The sequence below is a fragment of the Streptomyces sp. NPDC087215 genome (assembly GCF_044744885.1).
GTDB lineage: Bacteria > Actinomycetota > Actinomycetes > Streptomycetales > Streptomycetaceae > Streptomyces.
On record NZ_JBIUZD010000002.1, the window covers coordinates 442,254 to 457,781 of the forward strand.

General features: G+C 72.4%; 15 protein-coding genes. 10 read left to right on the forward strand and 5 right to left on the reverse strand.

Annotated features, from left to right (window positions below):
- Positions 1-105 precede the first annotated feature (105 nt).
- From ACIO92_RS06590 to ACIO92_RS06600, 3 genes are all read left to right on the forward strand, one after another.
- Positions 106-1,569 (forward strand): aldehyde dehydrogenase, encoded by a 1,464-nt coding sequence (locus ACIO92_RS06590; protein ID WP_366440378.1) that lies wholly within the window; start codon positions 106-108, stop codon positions 1,567-1,569.
- Entirely contained in the window at positions 1,569-1,802 is a 234-nt protein-coding gene (locus ACIO92_RS06595; RefSeq protein WP_366440663.1) for a ferredoxin, read from the forward strand. The genes ACIO92_RS06590 and ACIO92_RS06595 overlap by 1 nt, the downstream gene beginning before the upstream one ends.
- 79 nt (positions 1,803-1,881) lie before the next feature.
- On the forward strand, positions 1,882-2,424 hold the full coding sequence (locus tag ACIO92_RS06600; protein ID WP_402279691.1) for a hypothetical protein: 543 nt from the start codon (positions 1,882-1,884) through the stop codon (positions 2,422-2,424).
- A 303-nt stretch (positions 2,425-2,727) separates the two neighbouring features.
- On the opposite strand, the gene ACIO92_RS06605 is transcribed toward ACIO92_RS06600, so the two are convergent.
- The gene (locus ACIO92_RS06605; protein ID WP_366440376.1) at positions 2,728-3,372 is read right to left on the reverse strand and encodes a TetR family transcriptional regulator; all 645 of its coding nucleotides are present in this window, start codon (positions 3,370-3,372) and stop codon (positions 2,728-2,730) included.
- Positions 3,373-3,632: 260 nt separating this feature from the next.
- Here ACIO92_RS06605 and ACIO92_RS06610 point away from each other — a divergent pair, with 260 nt between their 5' ends.
- The 4 genes from ACIO92_RS06610 (at position 3,633) to ACIO92_RS06625 (ending at position 8,674) form a co-directional block, all read left to right on the forward strand.
- Positions 3,633-4,961 (forward strand): glycosyltransferase family 4 protein, encoded by a 1,329-nt coding sequence (locus ACIO92_RS06610; RefSeq protein WP_366440375.1) that lies wholly within the window; start codon positions 3,633-3,635, stop codon positions 4,959-4,961.
- 169 nt (positions 4,962-5,130) lie between these two features.
- The gene (locus tag ACIO92_RS06615; RefSeq protein WP_366440374.1) at positions 5,131-5,865 is read left to right on the forward strand and encodes a class I SAM-dependent methyltransferase; all 735 of its coding nucleotides are present in this window, start codon (positions 5,131-5,133) and stop codon (positions 5,863-5,865) included.
- Positions 5,862-6,953, forward strand: a complete 1,092-nt coding sequence (locus ACIO92_RS06620) for a prenyltransferase (RefSeq protein ID WP_366440373.1) — start codon at positions 5,862-5,864, stop codon at positions 6,951-6,953. The genes ACIO92_RS06615 and ACIO92_RS06620 overlap by 4 nt, the downstream gene beginning before the upstream one ends.
- A 194-nt stretch (positions 6,954-7,147) precedes the next feature.
- Positions 7,148-8,674 (forward strand): RICIN domain-containing protein, encoded by a 1,527-nt coding sequence (locus ACIO92_RS06625; RefSeq protein ID WP_366440372.1) that lies wholly within the window; start codon positions 7,148-7,150, stop codon positions 8,672-8,674.
- 55 nt (positions 8,675-8,729) lie between these two features.
- On the opposite strand, the gene ACIO92_RS06630 is transcribed toward ACIO92_RS06625, so the two are convergent.
- Both ACIO92_RS06630 and ACIO92_RS06635 read right to left on the reverse strand, forming a co-directional pair.
- Positions 8,730-9,221, reverse strand: a complete 492-nt coding sequence (locus ACIO92_RS06630) for a hypothetical protein (protein WP_366440371.1) — start codon at positions 9,219-9,221, stop codon at positions 8,730-8,732.
- A gap of 46 nt (positions 9,222-9,267) precedes the next feature.
- Positions 9,268-10,365, reverse strand: a complete 1,098-nt coding sequence (locus tag ACIO92_RS06635; protein WP_366440370.1) for a hypothetical protein — start codon at positions 10,363-10,365, stop codon at positions 9,268-9,270.
- Between the two features lie 429 nt (positions 10,366-10,794).
- On the opposite strand from ACIO92_RS06635, the gene ACIO92_RS06640 reads away from it, so the two are divergent.
- Together ACIO92_RS06640 and ACIO92_RS06645 are read left to right on the forward strand one after the other, a co-directional pair.
- Entirely contained in the window at positions 10,795-11,511 is a 717-nt protein-coding gene (locus ACIO92_RS06640; RefSeq protein ID WP_402055461.1) for a hypothetical protein, read from the forward strand.
- A gap of 67 nt (positions 11,512-11,578) precedes the next feature.
- A complete protein-coding gene (locus ACIO92_RS06645; protein WP_366440368.1) occupies positions 11,579-13,435 on the forward strand; it encodes an FG-GAP-like repeat-containing protein in 1,857 nt (618 codons plus the stop codon).
- A 76-nt stretch (positions 13,436-13,511) separates the two neighbouring features.
- On the opposite strand, the gene ACIO92_RS06650 is transcribed toward ACIO92_RS06645, so the two are convergent.
- Positions 13,512-13,889: a peptidoglycan-binding protein gene (locus ACIO92_RS06650; RefSeq protein WP_402279684.1), complete on the reverse strand. Its 378-nt coding sequence runs from the start codon at positions 13,887-13,889 to the stop codon at positions 13,512-13,514.
- A 240-nt stretch (positions 13,890-14,129) separates the two neighbouring features.
- On the opposite strand from ACIO92_RS06650, the gene ACIO92_RS06655 reads away from it, so the two are divergent.
- Positions 14,130-14,696 carry a hypothetical protein gene (locus ACIO92_RS06655; RefSeq protein WP_401239928.1) on the forward strand — a complete coding sequence of 189 codons (567 nt, stop codon included), beginning with the start codon at positions 14,130-14,132 and terminating at the stop codon, positions 14,694-14,696.
- 159 nt (positions 14,697-14,855) lie between these two features.
- Here the strand turns inward: ACIO92_RS06655 and ACIO92_RS06660 are convergent, their stop codons facing one another.
- Entirely contained in the window at positions 14,856-15,401 is a 546-nt protein-coding gene (locus ACIO92_RS06660) for a GNAT family N-acetyltransferase (RefSeq protein WP_366440365.1), read from the reverse strand.
- Positions 15,402-15,528 lie beyond the last annotated feature (127 nt).

Below are 15,528 nucleotides of genomic sequence, written 5' to 3' on the forward strand. Positions count from 1 at the left end.
TCGACCGTTGCCCATCATAACTAGAACTGGTATCAGTTCTGAGACATCGTCAGGAATCATCAGGGAATCCCCTCCGGGGTTCACCTCCTCGTGAAGGCGGCGGTCATGACCGAGCTTGTGGAGCACGGAAAGCTGTTCATCGGCGGAGAGTTGACCGATCCGCTCGGCGAGGAGGTCATCGAGGTCGTCTCGCCGCACACCGAGCAGGTCATCGGGCGGGTCCCGCACGCCTCCCGGGGCGATGTGGACCGGGCCGTCGCCGCCGCCCGGAAGGCCTTCGACGAGGGGCCCTGGCCCCGGACGACGCTGGCGGAGCGGATCGAGGTCGTCAGCCGGATCAAGGACGCCTTCGCCGTCCGGTACGAGGAGATCGCCCGGTCCATCAGCGCGCAGAACGGCTCCCCGTACTCGTGGTCCGTGCTCGCCCAGGCGCTGGGCGCGATGATGGTCTGGGACTCGGCGATCGCCGTCGCCCGTGACTTCGTGTTCGAGGAGCGGCGCGGCGGTGTGCTCGGGCCGCTGCTCGTGCGGCGGGAGCCGGTGGGCGTGGTCGCGGCGGTCGTCCCGTGGAACGTGCCGCAGTTCACCGCCGCCGCCAAGCTGGGGCCCGCGCTGCTCGCGGGCTGCGCGGTGGTCCTCAAGCCGTCGCCGGAGACGCCGCTCGACTCGTACCTCCTGGCCGACATCGCGGCGGAGGCGGGACTGCCCGAGGGGGTGCTCAGCATCCTGCCCGCCGACCGGGAGGTGAGCGAGTACCTGGTGGGGCACCCGGGCGTCGACAAGGTGTCCTTCACGGGCTCGGTCGCGGCGGGCCGCCGGGTCATGGAGGTCGCCTCCCGCAACCTCACCCGGGTCACCCTGGAGCTGGGCGGGAAGTCGGCCGCGGTGATCCTGCCGGACGCCGATCTGGACGCGGCGGTCGCCGGGATCGTGCCCGCCGCCTGGATGAACAACGGGCAGGCGTGCGTGGCCCAGACCCGTATCCTCGCCCCCCGCTCCCGGTACGGGGAGGTCGCGGAGGCGCTCGCGGCGGCGGCGGGGGCGCTGGTGGTCGGCGACCCGCTCGACCCGGCGACCCAGGTGGGGCCGCTGGTGGCCGAGCGCCAGCGGAGGCGCTCGCTCGACTACATCCGGATCGGCCAGGAGGAGGGCGCCAAGGTCCTGGCGGGCGGCGGCCGTCCGGCGGGTCTGGAGCGCGGCTGGTACGTGGAGCCGACCCTGTTCGGGGACGTCGACAACTCCATGCGGATCGCCCGCGAGGAGATCTTCGGGCCGGTGATCTGCCTCCTGCCGTACGGGGACGAGGCCGAGGCGCTGCGGCTGGCGAACGACTCCGACTTCGGGCTGAGCGGCAGCGTCTGGACCGGGGACGTGGAGCACGGCATCGACTTCGCGCGGGGCGTGCGCACCGGCACGTTCAACGTGAACACCTTCAGCCTGGACATGCTGGGCCCGTTCGGCGGATACAAGAACTCCGGCGTGGGGCGGGAGTTCGGCCCCGAGGGATTCGGCGAGTACCTGGAGCACAAGATGGTCCACCTGCCGGCGGGCTACGAGGGCGGCGCGTGATGGGCGACCGCTGGCACGTGGAGGTGGACCGGGGCGTCTGCATCGGCTCCGCCATGTGCGTGAACCACGCCCCGGACGGCTTCCGCCTCGACACGGCCCGCCAGTCCCACCCGCTCACCCCGGAGTCGGACGCGGGCGAACGCCTCCTCGCGGCGGCGGAGGGCTGCCCGGTGGAAGCGATCCTGATCACTCTGAGCGGCACGGGGGAGCCGGTGTTCCCACCGGAGGAGTAGGGGTCCGCAGGGCCCGTGGCACACTTCGTCCTTTGCTCACGGGGGTGCACAGAGCCCCGTGGCCTGGGAGGGGACAGTTGTGCGCAAGGAAGGGCGGGCCGTTCTCGCGGCCCTGGCAGTCGTGCTCGGAGCCGTGGGGTGCGGCGCGGAAGGGACCGCCGCGCCGGTGCCGTTGGCGACCGTGGTGCCCCGGCCGCCGGGGACCGGGCCGCTCACGAAGGAGGTGGTGCGGGCGGACCTCGACGGCTCGGCGGCGAACGCCCGCGTCCCGGCGAACTCACGGGGGAGCCTCACCAAGGACGTGGACGATCCGGCCAGTCCGCTGTCGTGCGTCGTCCGCTTCATGGGCTTCCACGAGGAGTCCGCGCCGGTGGACGTCCCCCGGTACGAACGGGTGCTGAGCGAACTGGGCGAGCGCGGCTGGAAGCAGCGGGGAGAGCGGCAGGAGCGCAAGGCCGTGGACGGCTCGGACAGCCAGTTCACCGTGGTCCTCGAACAGCGGGGCTGGAGGCTGAAGACGGAGTACCGCAACATCGGGGACGGGGGCACGGTCAGCCTGGCGGCCTTCGACGAAGCCTGTCTGAAGCGGACCGGGGGCGGCGGGGAAGTCCGGCAGGGCTGACCGGCTGCCACGAAGGCCCCGGCCCCCGCGCGTGGGCTGCGGGGCCCCGCCCCGCCGGAAGCCCGGGGGCCCGGCGACGGCCCACGAGCGGCCCCGGTGCGGGCGGCGCCGCCGCTCCGACGGCCCAGGGGCGGCCCGGCGACGGCCCAGCCACGGCCCAGGGGCGGCCCGGCGACGGCCCGGAGGTGACTCACGTACGGCCAGAAGGTGATCCAGTGGCGGCCCGGAGGCGGCCCGGCGACGGTCCGGAAGCGCGCCGTGCGGCCCGAGCGGGCGCCCCGGTGCGCCCCCGCCGCCCCGGACTCACCGCCCCCGGACCGCCCCCGGGGCCGGGTCCTCCGGGGCCGTCAGGGCGATCAGGCGGCAGACCGTCTCGATGTCGATCTTCACCTGGGCGATCGAGGCGCGGCCCGACAGCCAGGTGATCAGGGCCGAGTGCCAGGTGTGCTCGATCACCCGGACGGCCGACAACTGGGCCGGTGTGGGGTGTTCCGTGCCCATCGCGTCCAGGATGATCGCCGTCGTCAGCCGCGAGACCGTGTCGACCTCCGGGCTCACGCTCCGGTCCGCGAAGGTCAGGGCCCGCACCATCGCGTCGGCGAGCTGCGGTTCGCGCTGGAGCGCCCGGAAGGCCCGCATCAGGGTCTCCGCGACCCGAGTCGCCGGGTCCGCCCCGGCCGGGGGCCGCTTCCGCAGGGTGGTGTGCATGTGCTGGAGCTGGTCCTGCATGGTGGCGACCAGCAGATGGATCTTGGAGGGGAAGTAGCGGTACAGCGTCCCCAGGGCCACCCCGGCGGCCTCGGCGACCTCCCGCATCTGCACGGCGTCGAAGCCGCCCCGCGCCGCGAGCTGCGCGCTGGCGTCGAGGATGCGGCGGCGGCGCGCCTCCTGGCGCTCCGTGAGGGGCGGTGACGCGGGTCTGTGGCCCGCCCTGTGGTCTGCGGTCATGAGGTCCCGTTCCGTGCGGTGGGGAGCGACAGTATGGCGCTGCGGGGGCCGTGGCGCGAATCACCTGTTCCGGCTCTCACCACGGGGCTACCTGCCGGTAGATTCTGTCCTCCTCGAAGGATCGGGAAGTGGGGCGACGACCGGCCCGACGCCCGCACGGACGACTCCGGCGCTCGCGCGAACGGCCAAGTCTGTAACTTGTTCTAGATTAGCGCGAGCGGTTACGCTCCGGCGAAACGTACGCTCGAAGGGGGTCGCGCATGACCGCTGAGGCCATGGAGGCACGCCCCCGACAGGGCGTCACGGCCGCCGGTGACGAACCGCTGCGGATCGCTCTCCTCACGTACAAGGGGAACCCCTTCTGCGGAGGACAGGGCGTCTACGTCCGCCACCTCTCCCGCGAACTCGCCCGCCTCGGCCACAGCGTCGAGGTCATCGGCTCCCAGCCGTACCCCGTCCTCGACGAGGGCGTCCCCCTCACCGAGGTCGCCAGCCTCGACCTCTACCGCTCGCCGGACCCCTTCCGGACCCCGGGGCGCGAGGAGTACCGGGACTGGATCGACGGCCTCGAAGTCGCCACCATGTGGACCGGGGGCTTCCCCGAGCCGCTCACCTTCTCGCTGCGGGCCCGCCGCCTGCTCGCCGCCCGGCGCGGCGACTTCGACGTCGTCCACGACAACCAGACCCTCGGCTACGGGCTCCTCGGCGGCCCCCGCGCCCTCGGCGCCCCGCTGGTCACCACGATCCACCACCCCATCACCGTCGACCGGCGGCTCGACCTCGCCGCCGCCGCCGACTGGAAGCGCCGCGCCTCCGTCCGCCGCTGGTACGGCTTCACCCGGATGCAGAAGCGCGTCGCCCGCAGGCTGCCCTCGGTGCTGACCGTCTCCGGCACCTCCCGGCAGGAGATCGTCGAACACCTCGGCGTCCGCGAGGACCGCGTCCGGGTCGTGCACATCGGCGCCGACACCGACCTCTGGTCGCCCGGTCCGGCCGTCGCCGAGGTCCCCGGCCGGATCGTCACCACCTCCAGCGCCGACGTCCCCCTCAAGGGCCTGGTCCATCTGATCGAGGCGCTCGCCAAGCTCCGCACCGAGCACCCCGACGCGCACCTCGTCGTCGTCGGCAAGCGCGCCGAGGACGGCCCGGTCGCCACCGCGATCGAGCGGTACGGGCTCGACGGCGCCGTGGAGTTCGTCAAGGGCATCAGCGACGCCGAGATGGTCGACCTCTACCGCTCCGCCCAGGTCGCCTGCGTGCCCTCCCTGTACGAGGGCTTCTCGCTGCCCGCCGCCGAGGGCATGGCCACCGGCACCCCGCTGGTCGCCACCACCGGCGGCGCGATCCCCGAGGTCGCGGGCCCGGACGGCGAGAGCTGCCTCGCGGTGCCGCCCGGCGACGCGGGCGCCCTCGCCGCCGCCCTCGGCCGGGTCCTCGGAGACCCGGAGCTGCGCGCCCGGCTCGGCGCGGCGGGCCGGGACCGGGTCCTGGAGCGCTTCACCTGGGCCCGCGCGGCACGCGGCACCGCCGAGCTGTACCGGGAGGCGATCGACGCGCGGCGCGCCCGGACGCGCGGAGGCGCCCGGTGACGCCCCACCCCACCCGCCGGGCACGTACCGCCGGGCCCGTGCCCCGTACCGCCCGGCCCGGAGCGCGGACCGCCGGACACCCCGCGCCCGCCCGCCCCGACCGGTCGGGGAAGACCGCCCCGAGGACCGCCCGCCCCCACCGACTTCCCCACCGCGAAAGCAGGACCTCGTGCTGACCGTCGACTTCACCCGCTTCCCGCTCGCCCCCGGCGACCGCGTGCTCGACCTGGGCTGCGGGGCGGGACGGCACGCCTTCGAGTGCTACCGGCGCGGCGCCCGGGTCGTGGCCCTGGACCGGAACCCCGAGGAGATCCGCGAGGTCGCCAAGTGGTTCGCCGCCATGAAGGAGGCGGGGGAGGCGCCCGCCGGGGCGACCGCCACCGCGATGGAGGGCGACGCCCTCAACCTGCCGTTCCCCGACGGGTCCTTCGACGTCGTGATCATCTCCGAGGTCATGGAGCACATCCCGGACGACAAGGGCGTGCTCGCCGAGATGGTCCGCGTCCTCAAGCCGGGCGGCCGGATCGCGGTCACCGTGCCCCGCTACGGCCCGGAGAAGGTCTGCTGGACGCTCTCCGACGCGTACCACGAGGTCGAGGGCGGCCACATCCGCATCTACAAGGCCGACGAACTCCTCGGCAAGATCCGCCAGGCCGGTCTGAAGCCGTACGGCACCCACCACGCGCACGCGCTGCACTCCCCGTACTGGTGGCTGAAGTGCGCCTTCGGCGTCGACAACGACAAGGCCCTGCCGGTCCGCGCCTACCACAAGCTCCTGGTCTGGGACATCATGAAGAAGCCCGCCGTGACCCGGGTCGCCGAGCAGCTGCTCAACCCGGTCGTCGGCAAGAGCTTCGTGGCGTACGCGACCAAGCCCCACCTGCCCGAGGCCGACACCCAGTGACCTCTCCCGAGCGGATCGCGGAGCACCTCGTGCTGCCCGGGGTGCTCACCGCCGAGCAGGCCGCGCAGACCGTCGCCGGGATACTCGCCGTACAGCGCGAGGACGGCGCCATCCCCTGGTTCCGGGGCCACCACCTCGACCCCTGGGACCACACCGAGGCCGCGATGGCGCTGGACACGGCCGGCGAGCACGAGGCCGCCGCCCGCGCCTACGACTGGCTGGTACGGCACCAGAACGGCGACGGCTCCTGGTACGCGGCCTACCGGGACGGCGCCGCCGACGACGTCACCGACCACGGCCGGGAGGCCAACTTCACCGCCTACCTCGCGGTCGGCGTCTGGCACCACTACCTGACCACCGGCGACGACGTCTTCCTCGACCGGATGTGGCCCGCCGTCTACGCGGCCGTCGAGTTCGTCCTCGGGCTCCAGCAGCCCGGCGGCCAGATCGGCTGGAAGCGCGAGCCCGACGGCACACCGGTGAACGACGCCCTCCTGACCGGCAGTTCGTCGATCCACCAGGCGCTGCGCTGCGCCCTGGCCATCGCGGAGGCCCGCGAGGAGCCGCAGCCCGACTGGGAGCTGGCGGCGGGCGCCCTCGGGCACGCGATCCGGCACCACCCGGAACGGTTCCTCGACAAGTCCCGCTACTCGATGGACTGGTACTACCCGGTTCTCGGCGGCGCGGTCACCGGGGCCGACGCGAAGGCCCGGATCGACGCCTCCTGGGACGCCTTCGTGGTCCCGGGCCTCGGGGTGCGCTGCGTCGTCCCGAACCCGTGGGTGACCGGCGGCGAGAGCTGTGAACTGGCCCTCGCGCTCTGGATGACGGGCGAGTCGGACCGGGCGCTCACGATCCTCCAGGACATCCAGCACCTGCGCGCCGGGAACGGCATGTACTGGACGGGGTACGTCTTCGAGGGCGACGAGGGGAGCGCCCCGGCGATGTGGCCGGAGGAGCAGACCAGCTGGACGGCGGGCTCCCTGCTGCTCGCGGTCTCGGCCCTCGGCGGCGAGCAGGCCACGGTCGCGGTCTTCGGCGGCGAGCACCTGCCGACGGGTCTCGAACCGGACTGCTGTGCGGATTAGTTCGATTCGAACGGAGTCGTTCCGGCGGGATGCCGCGATGACGTGCGCCGATGGTCCGCTCGCTCGAACAAGTGCCGACTCGCGGATCGAGGTTCACTCTTGTGTGATCTTGCCATTCTGATGCTCATGTGACTTTCTGGAACCGACCGACGACCACCCGTAGCGGGTGCCGAGCGAACGGTGAAGGGACGACGATGAGCAATGCCCAGGCGGCAGCGACCGGGGGCGAGGACTCACCCCCTTCGATCAGCACGGTCGCGGGTGCGGGGGGTGCGGGGTCCACGGGGGACGAAGGCCCCGCCGCCTTGGCGCAGTTGAACCGCCCGTACGGGATCGCGGTGGACGGTGCGGGCACCCTCTACCTGTCCGACTACAACAACCACCGGATCCGGAAGGTCACGACCGACGGGAAGATCACCACGGTCGCGGGGACCGGAGCGGCGGGCTTCAAGGGCGACAACGGCCCTGCCGCCGCAGCCCAGTTGAACGCCCCGCGCGAGGTGGCGACGGACGCCGCGGGCAATCTCTACGTCTCCGACTCCGGCAACCACCGGATCCGGCGGATCGCGCCGGACGGGACGATCACCACGGTCGCCGGTGCGGGCGTCGCGGGGTTCAGCGGTGACGGGGGCCCCGCCACCGTCGCCCGGTTGAACCTCCCCACGGGCGTGGCGGTGGACGGCGCGGGCAATCTCTACGTCTCCGACTACAGCAACCACCGGATCCGGAAGATCGCGGCGGACGGGAAGATCGCCACGGTCGCGGGGATCGGCACGGGGGGCTTCAGGGGTGACAACGGACCTGCCGCCGCAGCCCAGTTGAACGCCCCGCACGGACTCGCGGTGGACGGCGCGGGCAATCTCTACGTCTCCGACTCCAACAACCACCGGATCCGGAAGGTGACGCCGGACGGGACGATCACCACGGTCGTCGGTACGGGTGTCGCGGGCTTCGGCGGTGACGGCGGCCCGGCCGCCTCGGCCCAGCTCAACCTTCCCGTGGCGTTGGTGGTGGACAGCACGGGCGCCCTGCTCCTCTCCGACTACCGCAACAACCGGGTCCGGAAGGTGACGCCGGACGGGACGATCGCCACGGTCGCGGGCACGGGTGTCGCGGGCTTCGGCGGTGACGGTGCCCCGGCCGCCTCGGCCCAGCTGAACAATCCCTTCGGGCTCGCCGTCGACTGCGTCGACACCCTCTACATCGCCGACCACGTCAACAACCGGGTCCGGAGGATCGCGTCGCCGAGGATGGCCGGAATGCCCGATTCGGGCACCGTGGTCTCCTGGGCCAACGTCCGCAGCGGGCTGCGGATGGGGGTCCTGCGCGAGTCCCTCAAGGACGGGGCCGAGGTCCAGCAGACCCTCGCCGCGCCCAGGGACCACCAGCGGTGGCGGCTCCTCGTGGCGGGGCAGGACGACGGGGACGTCCTGTACACGATCGAGAACCTGCGCAGCGGCAAGGTCCTGGAGGTCGTCGAGGCGTGGGAGGAGGCCGGGGCGCCGGTCGCGCAGCGCGCCTCCGAGGGGGCCGGCGCACGTCACCAGCAGTGGAGGCTGATCCCGGTGGGTTCCGCGCCGGACGGGCCGAAGGTGTACGAGATCGCGAACCGGAAGAGCGGTCTGCTGCTGCGGGTCGACACCAACGCCCGCGCGACGGTCAGGCAGCACGGGGCGGAAGGCGACCACCGGGATCGGCAGTGGCGACTGCTGCCCGTGTGACGCACGAGGAGGGGGCGGGGGCCGAGCGCCCCTGCCCCCTCCGGGGACCCTGGTCCTACTTCCCGGAGCCGGACGGCTTCTCGGCGGTCGGTGTGGGCGCCTTGGGGGCCGGGGGCGTCTTGGGCGGCTGGGTGAAGTCGCTCTTCCTCGGCCGGTCCTCCAGGTCCGGGTCCCTCTGGAGACCGCTGTCCCCGGTCACCGTCGTGCTGGACTCCCGCATACCGGAGGACGCCGCCCCGGACACCGAGCCGGGGTCCCGGGCGTACTGGGCCTGGGCTCCGGCCGACTCCTGGGTGGTCCGGATCAGGCCGCCGAGGAAGCCCAGGACCGCGCGGGCCTCGGGCGAGTCCTCCCGCACGATCTTCGCGCGGGAGGAGGCTCCGTGGAGCGCGCTGGTGAACAGGCTCGTACTCGTGTCGTCGTACGTGTTCTCGTCGGAGTCCTCGAAGTCGACGTCCGCCCCCGGCTCGGGTCTGGTGCCGTCGGTGGTCACCGAGAAGAGGCCCGCGCCCTTGCCCGCGAAGCCGAAGATGTTGTCGAACACCATGGTCGTTACCCCTGGTCGTCGTCGTGGGACGGTACGGCCCGCCCGGTCACGGCTGCTTGTGCAGCGTCTGCTGGTTGTTGATCAGGCTCTCGTCGTCGAACATCGTGTGGTGGACCTCCAGGGCGGAGACCACCTCGGCCAGCCCCTTCATGCGGAAGCCGCCGGGAGTCAGGCCGAGGTCGCCGATGTCGCGGGCGACGAGCTGGTCGAGACCGGGATGGTCCCCGGACTGCGGGGGAGACAGCACCGTCACCGGCACGGCGTACTTCACCGCGATCAGTCCGGAGAAGGTCACCGGGATCTCGTAGGTGTACTGCTTGCGGGTGCGTCGCTGCGAGGCGAGGGTCCTCACGCGGGAGCCCGCCGGGACCTGGCCGGAGATCTGCGACCTGGAGGTCCAGCTGGTGTTCAGGGAGCCGCCGGTGGAGGCCACGATGCCCAGCGCGAGCTGGGCGTTGAGCGACGCGTTGCCGGTGGCGCTGCCCGTGGTCGTGAATCCCACGGAGTTCGTCACCCCGGTCGTGGCGGAGTTCGTCACCGCGTTCCTCATGGCCGACTCGGTGGCGGTCGCGGCGTCCGTCCCGATGTTGTCCTTGCTGTTCTTCTTGGTGACGGTCTCCGAGTTCCTGTTCGACATCTCGTTCTGGGCCTGGGCCTGGAGCTGCGTCTGGAGGTCCAGCCGGAGCTGGTTCTGCAGCTGTAGCTGGAGCGAGGCGCCGACGGTGCCGCCGAACGTGAGCCTGGCGTCGCCCTGGAGCGACCACGTGGCCCCGTTCGACACGGCGAAGTCGACCGAGTCGGTGAAGGTCATCGGGGTCGTCTGGCTGCGGTTGACGTAGGTGCGCGAGGAGAACGTGTCCGGCGGGGGCTGCTGGATGTCGCTCCGCTCCTCGATGAGCGGCTCCCCGAGGTTCATGTAGGCGAGCCAGCCCAGTTGGTAAGCGGTCCCGGAGAATGCACCGAAACTCGACTTGTTCAGGGAGAAACCCACGGGTTTGTGCCGCACGCCGTAGTCGTCGGAGTAGACCAGACCGGGGTGGTCCAGGATGGACCGCCAGCTCTGCTCGATACCGAGTTCCCGCAGGTTCTTCTTTGTCAGTGGCTGGCGCTTGGCCTGTTCCAGGTTGTACGCGTTGGAAGGCATTCCCTGTCCTCGACTGGTCCGGCCGAACCGCGCCCGGATAAATGGAAACAGAAAACTGCGCACGTTCGGAAAACCGAAGCTAGCACGGACATCAATGTGGTGGAGCCCTTCTTCGGGCATCGGGCTCAATCGAGTGATCACGGCTCGAAAGTGGCCCTTAGCTGCCCTTTTGCGAGAGCTTCGAAACTCTGGCCGATCATCGGTTGTTCGATCGAACGCTTTTCGACAATTATCTTCCCAAGGTCGTCTTGACTTTGTGGATTGCCGTGTTTGAGGTCATTTGGCGCGGTGCTGCATTCGCTTTCAGAGTTGTTTTCGCCGAGAGTGGCTGGCCGTCGGCAATTCCGCGTGATAGACCACTCAACCGAGTGTCCGATCCGTTGTGTTGTCCTTGTTCAGAAGAATCACGAAGAAGGTGGGGTTTCCGCGATGTACACCCAGGAACGCACGGCGATGGCGAATCTGGTGGTCGGCGGTCCGGTGGCGGTGAACAGCTACGACAACGCGATCGTGGCGGCGCTGCTGGAGAACCGGCCGGTCATGCTCGTCCATGCCTTCAACGGCGGCTTTCTGCGGCCCGCGGAGCTGAAGGAGGAGAGCCACGACAAGGGCGTCCAGCTGGCCACCGCGCTCGACCCGGCGACCAAGGACGCCCGGGGCCACCTCTGGTACGTCACCCCCGGCGGGTTCTTCGGGCAGCGGCCTCTCTACTACCTGGAGAGCGCCGCCGGCCAGGTGACGCCCAAGCCCCCGGCCGCCGGAACCACCGGGGGGCGCGGCGACGACGGCACGCCGAAGCCGCTGCGCAGGCGCGTCACCGTCCACCAGGACGCCCCCAAGAGCACGGCCGACACCGTCCAGGTCGGCCTCCCCGACAAGGTCGGGGACAAGTGGCGCGGGCGGAACGGCGCGACCGAGGACACTCAGCTCTGGGTCGTCACGGTGACGCCGTGGGGCGGGATCACCTTCGTGCCGATCACCCACCCCGACGCCATCCTCGGGTTCAAGGACCACGCGGTGACGGCCAGCAGCGAGGCGCGCCTCACCTACAACTGGGGCGGCGACTTCACCGGGACGGTGATCAACACGTTCTATCCGAGGCTGCCCAGCGAGTGGGACGTGCCCTACCACCACGTCTTCACGTGAGCCGTGGTCACCGCCGTACCGAACCCGTCCCGAGCCACCGCCCGTACCGCCTGGAAGAGGCACCACGATGTCCGTGCCCACGGAAGAACTGAAACTGGAGATCGTCAACGCCGCCACGGGGAGGACCCTCGGCGGGGCCGCGCCGGGCGCCGACGGGGTCCTCGTCGTCCGTGACCTCCCCGAGGACGGTCCGGGCCCCGAGCGGTGGCGGATCGTCCCCGTGCCGGGCGGGAAGGCGCAGGACGACCCCGCGTACGTGATCCGCGACGCGGGCGGCGACAAGGTCCTCGACCTTCCCGCGGCCACGGGCGGCGGCGTCCGCCGGGGGAACGCGGTCGACGGCAGGAAGGGCCAGCGGTGGCGGGTCGTTCCCGTCGAGGGCGAGGCCGGTCTCCACTTCATCGAGAGCGTGGCCGACGGCACCGTTCTCGACCTCGACCTCCCTCCCGACCCCGACGAGCCCCACGAGGGCGACGCCCTGGTCGTCCTGCGCGCGTACGACGAGGCCGTGCCGAGCCAGCGGTGGCGGCTCGTCCCGGCCGGGCCCGAACGCGTCAGCGACCTCGTGCTGCGCTGGACGCCGTCGAGCCACTGGAACGGCCGCCGGTCCTGGCGGCTGGCCCCTTCGGCCGCGCTCCGGCCGGTTCCCGGCGCGGCCCCTTCCTTCAGTGACCCGCTGCTGGTCCTCGAACGGTTCGGCAGCGACGAGGCCGCGGGCGGGTGGAAGAGCGAGGAGGGCGACCGCCCGCCCGGCGGGGGGACGGGCTGGTGGGCCGGGGTCGGCGCGCGGTTCCTCGCCGACACCGCCGGGGAGGGGCGGGACAGCGTCGTGGGCCTGAAGCCCGCGAAGGGGGCCGTGACGGCCGCCGGGAGGAGCGACGCGACGTTCGCGGACGAGGAGCGCGTCCTGCACGGCCCCGGGACCTCCCCGAGCCGCGAGGACCTGTGGACCCTGGCGGACCTGACGGGCGGCGGGGGAGCGCCCGTCGTCGTCGTGCTCGCCGCAGACGGCGTCCGGGTCTCCCCCCGGGGCGCGGACGGGACGTTCCAGCCCTCGGGCGGCGAGCTGGTGCTCAAGGCGTTCGGTCACGGCCCGAAGGCGGGCGGATGGCTGGCCGGCAGGCATCCCCGTTTCCTCGTGGACACCACGGGCGACGGCAGGCTCGACGTCGTCGGCTGCCACGACGACGGCGTCCGGATCTCGCTCCAGGACGAGCAGGGGAAGTTCGCCACGCCCGGCGACGAGCCGGTCCTCAAGGCGTTCGGGCATGGCCCGGAGGCGGGCGGATGGCTGGTGGGCAGGCATCCCCGTTTCCTCGTGGACACCACGGGCGACGGCAGGCCCGACGTCGTCGGCTGCCACGACGACGGCGTCTGGGTGTCGCTCCAGGACGAGGAGGGGAGGTTCGCCGAACCCCTCTACGTCCTGGACGACTTCGGGAGGAACCAGGGGTGGAGGTCGGTCCGGGAACACCCGAGGTTCGTGACCGGGCCCACCGCGGGCGGACCACGGGACCTCGTCGGGTTCGGCCCGGAGGGCGTCGTCGTCTCGCGCGGGCGTGGCGACGGCACGTTCGAGCCCTCGAAGCTCGTCCTGAACGACTTCGGGACCGCCCAGGGATGGACGGGCGCGAAGCACCTGCGGTTCCTCTCCGACGTCACCGGCGACGGCTGCCCGGACGTCGTCGGCTTCGGTGACGAGGGTGTCTGGGTGTCGCACGGCCGGGGCGACGGGACGTTCGAACGGGCCCAGCTGGTGTGCCGGGGGTTCGGCCACGACGAGGACGCGGGCGGGTGGCGGGTCGACCGCCACCCCCGCTTCCTCGCGGACGTCACCGGCGAGGGACGCCCGGACATCGTCGGCTTCGGCGGTCCCGGGGTGTACGTGGCCCGGAACCTCTTCCGCCGCTTCAGGACCCGGTAGCCGGGCGGCCGGGCGGCCCGCCGCTCCGGTGGCCGGGCGGCCGGGTGGTCCGGGCCCCCGGCCTCTCCTCTTCGGGTCAGTTGCTGGTGGGCACGTACGGGTAGCAGGCCGCGTAGTTCCCGTACTGGTACCGCATGATCAGGTCCCCCGTCCTCGGCCCGACGACCCCGTCGGCCTCCGAGGCGCCCAGCAGCCGGTACTGCACGTACCGGACGGCCTCGTCGGTCTCGGGGCCGAAGGAGCCGTCGACGCCGATCAGGTCGTGCTGGGTGGCGAAGCGGTCCGAGACGATCGAGTTGATCCCCTGCTGGACGCACCGCACGGCGGCGGACGAGTTGCCCCGGCCGGAGCCGATGTAGGCGGCGCCGGGCTGGGCCTGGGCCGGTCCCGGGGCGGCGAGGGCGGCGAGGACGGCGGCCCCGAGGGCGGCACCGGCACGGGAGGCGGTCTTCATGGGGGCTCCTGGGTGAGGCGGGTTCCGGGAGGGCGGTCCGGCGGCGGGCGGCCGGACGGCCCGATGCTAGGGCGGGCCCCTTCCGTCCGGGTGTCCCGGCCGTCTCCGGGACGTCCCGGAAGGGTGCCGGACGAGGGGGCGACCCGCCCGGCCGGACCCCGTACCCGTTCGGAGTCGTCCCGGTGGCGGTGGCCCGGCACCCGGGCGAGGCTGGCGGGACCGTCGTCAGGAGGATGTGCCGTGCCCAGAACCGTGTCCCGTGGGGTGGTGGCGCTGCCGTTGTGCTGCGCCCTGCTGCTGACCGTCTCCGCCTGCGGCGGGAACGACTCCCAGAGCGTGGGGGCGGCCGCGGTCCCTGCGGCGGCGTCCCCGTCGGTCTCGGCGAGCTTCGAGCAGCAGAAGCTGGCGAAGACCCGGTTCGTGGCCAACGCGGGTCTCGCGGCGGGCGCCGCCTACCAGTGGATCGTGAAGCCGTACCGGGCGGGCAAGTTCACCAAGGGCGCGGACGGCCGGACGTTCGCCCTGGTGAAGGCGGGTCTGGCGGGCGCGTTCACCTACAACCGGCTGAAGGCGGCGGTGCACAACGCCCAGGGCGATCCGCTGCTGGCGAAGGCGGTCGCCCCGCTCTCCGCCGGGATCGATTCGCTGAAGGACCTGGGGACGAAGCTCCGCAAGGGCGACGCGGGCGCGGGGGACGTCAACTCCTTCGAGAGCGTCATCAACAGCGTGAAGGACGCGGGGAAGAGCGCGGGCGCCGAGGTCGTCGACAAGGTGCCCACCACCTCGCAGTTGACCGGCGGTTCCTAGACCGTCCCTCCCGGGTCCGGCCCGCCCCACGGGGGACGGCCCGGCACCGCGTCCCTCCGACGTCACGTCGGAGGGACGCGGTGCCGGGCCGCTCCGACGTCCGGCCGTTACGATGTTGCGGGCCGTCACGGCGTCCACGACGCCATGGCATTTACGACGTCACGAAGGGCGCGTCAGGCCCCAGGTCTGGAGGACGTAGGGGCGGCCCTTCTCCTCCCCCTCGATCAGCGGTACGTCGAGCAGGTGGAAGCCGGACGCGACGGCCACGGCGACGCTCGGGGCGTTCTCGGCCTCCAGCTCCAGGATCACCTGCTCCACGCCCAGTTCCCCGAAGGCGTGGGCGGCCATCACCCGTACCGCCCGCGCGGCCAGCGCCTGGCCCCGGTGCGCCGGGCCGACCGCGTAGCCGAGCTCCGTGCCCTCGGGGGCCCGCCGCAGCATCGCCTCGCCGAGCGGGGCGCCGCCGTCGACGGTGATGGCGAGGACGACGGCCGTGCCCTCCGCCCGCAGCCGCCGGGCCCGGTCGAGCCGCGCGCGGGCGGCCTCCTCGTCGAAGGGGGAGGCGATCGGTGTCCAGTACGCGATGTCGGGGTGGTCGAAGAGGTCCGGCATCGCGGCCAGGTCGCTCTCCGTCCAGTCCCGCAGGACGAGCCCCTCACCGCTGAGCTCGATCCGGTCGGGAAAGGGCGGGTTCGTGCTGCTCATGGGGTGGGTCCTCCCTGGTCCGTGGGACAAGGAGCCTATCCGGGCGGACCGGGGGCCGGTCCGCCGCACCTGGTCCACCGCACGTGGGCACCGCACCCGGTCCACCGCACGTGGGCCACGGGCCGGT

Coding starts and splice junctions, on each gene's coding strand:
- ACIO92_RS06660 (WP_366440365.1), bottom strand. CDS start 15,401: ATGAGCAGCACGAACCCGCCCTTTCCCGACCGGATCGAGCTCAGCGGT.
- ACIO92_RS06635 (WP_366440370.1), bottom strand. CDS start 10,365: ATGCCTTCCAACGCGTACAACCTGGAACAGGCCAAGCGCCAGCCACTG.
- ACIO92_RS06640 (WP_402055461.1), top strand. CDS start 10,795: ATGTACACCCAGGAACGCACGGCGATGGCGAATCTGGTGGTCGGCGGT.
- ACIO92_RS06610 (WP_366440375.1), top strand. CDS start 3,633: ATGACCGCTGAGGCCATGGAGGCACGCCCCCGACAGGGCGTCACGGCC.
- ACIO92_RS06625 (WP_366440372.1), top strand. CDS start 7,148: ATGAGCAATGCCCAGGCGGCAGCGACCGGGGGCGAGGACTCACCCCCT.
- ACIO92_RS06605 (WP_366440376.1), bottom strand. CDS start 3,372: ATGACCGCAGACCACAGGGCGGGCCACAGACCCGCGTCACCGCCCCTC.
- ACIO92_RS06630 (WP_366440371.1), bottom strand. CDS start 9,221: ATGGTGTTCGACAACATCTTCGGCTTCGCGGGCAAGGGCGCGGGCCTC.
- ACIO92_RS06590 (WP_366440378.1), top strand. CDS start 106: ATGACCGAGCTTGTGGAGCACGGAAAGCTGTTCATCGGCGGAGAGTTG.
- ACIO92_RS06645 (WP_366440368.1), top strand. CDS start 11,579: ATGTCCGTGCCCACGGAAGAACTGAAACTGGAGATCGTCAACGCCGCC.
- ACIO92_RS06650 (WP_402279684.1), bottom strand. CDS start 13,889: ATGAAGACCGCCTCCCGTGCCGGTGCCGCCCTCGGGGCCGCCGTCCTC.
- ACIO92_RS06595 (WP_366440663.1), top strand. CDS start 1,569: ATGGGCGACCGCTGGCACGTGGAGGTGGACCGGGGCGTCTGCATCGGC.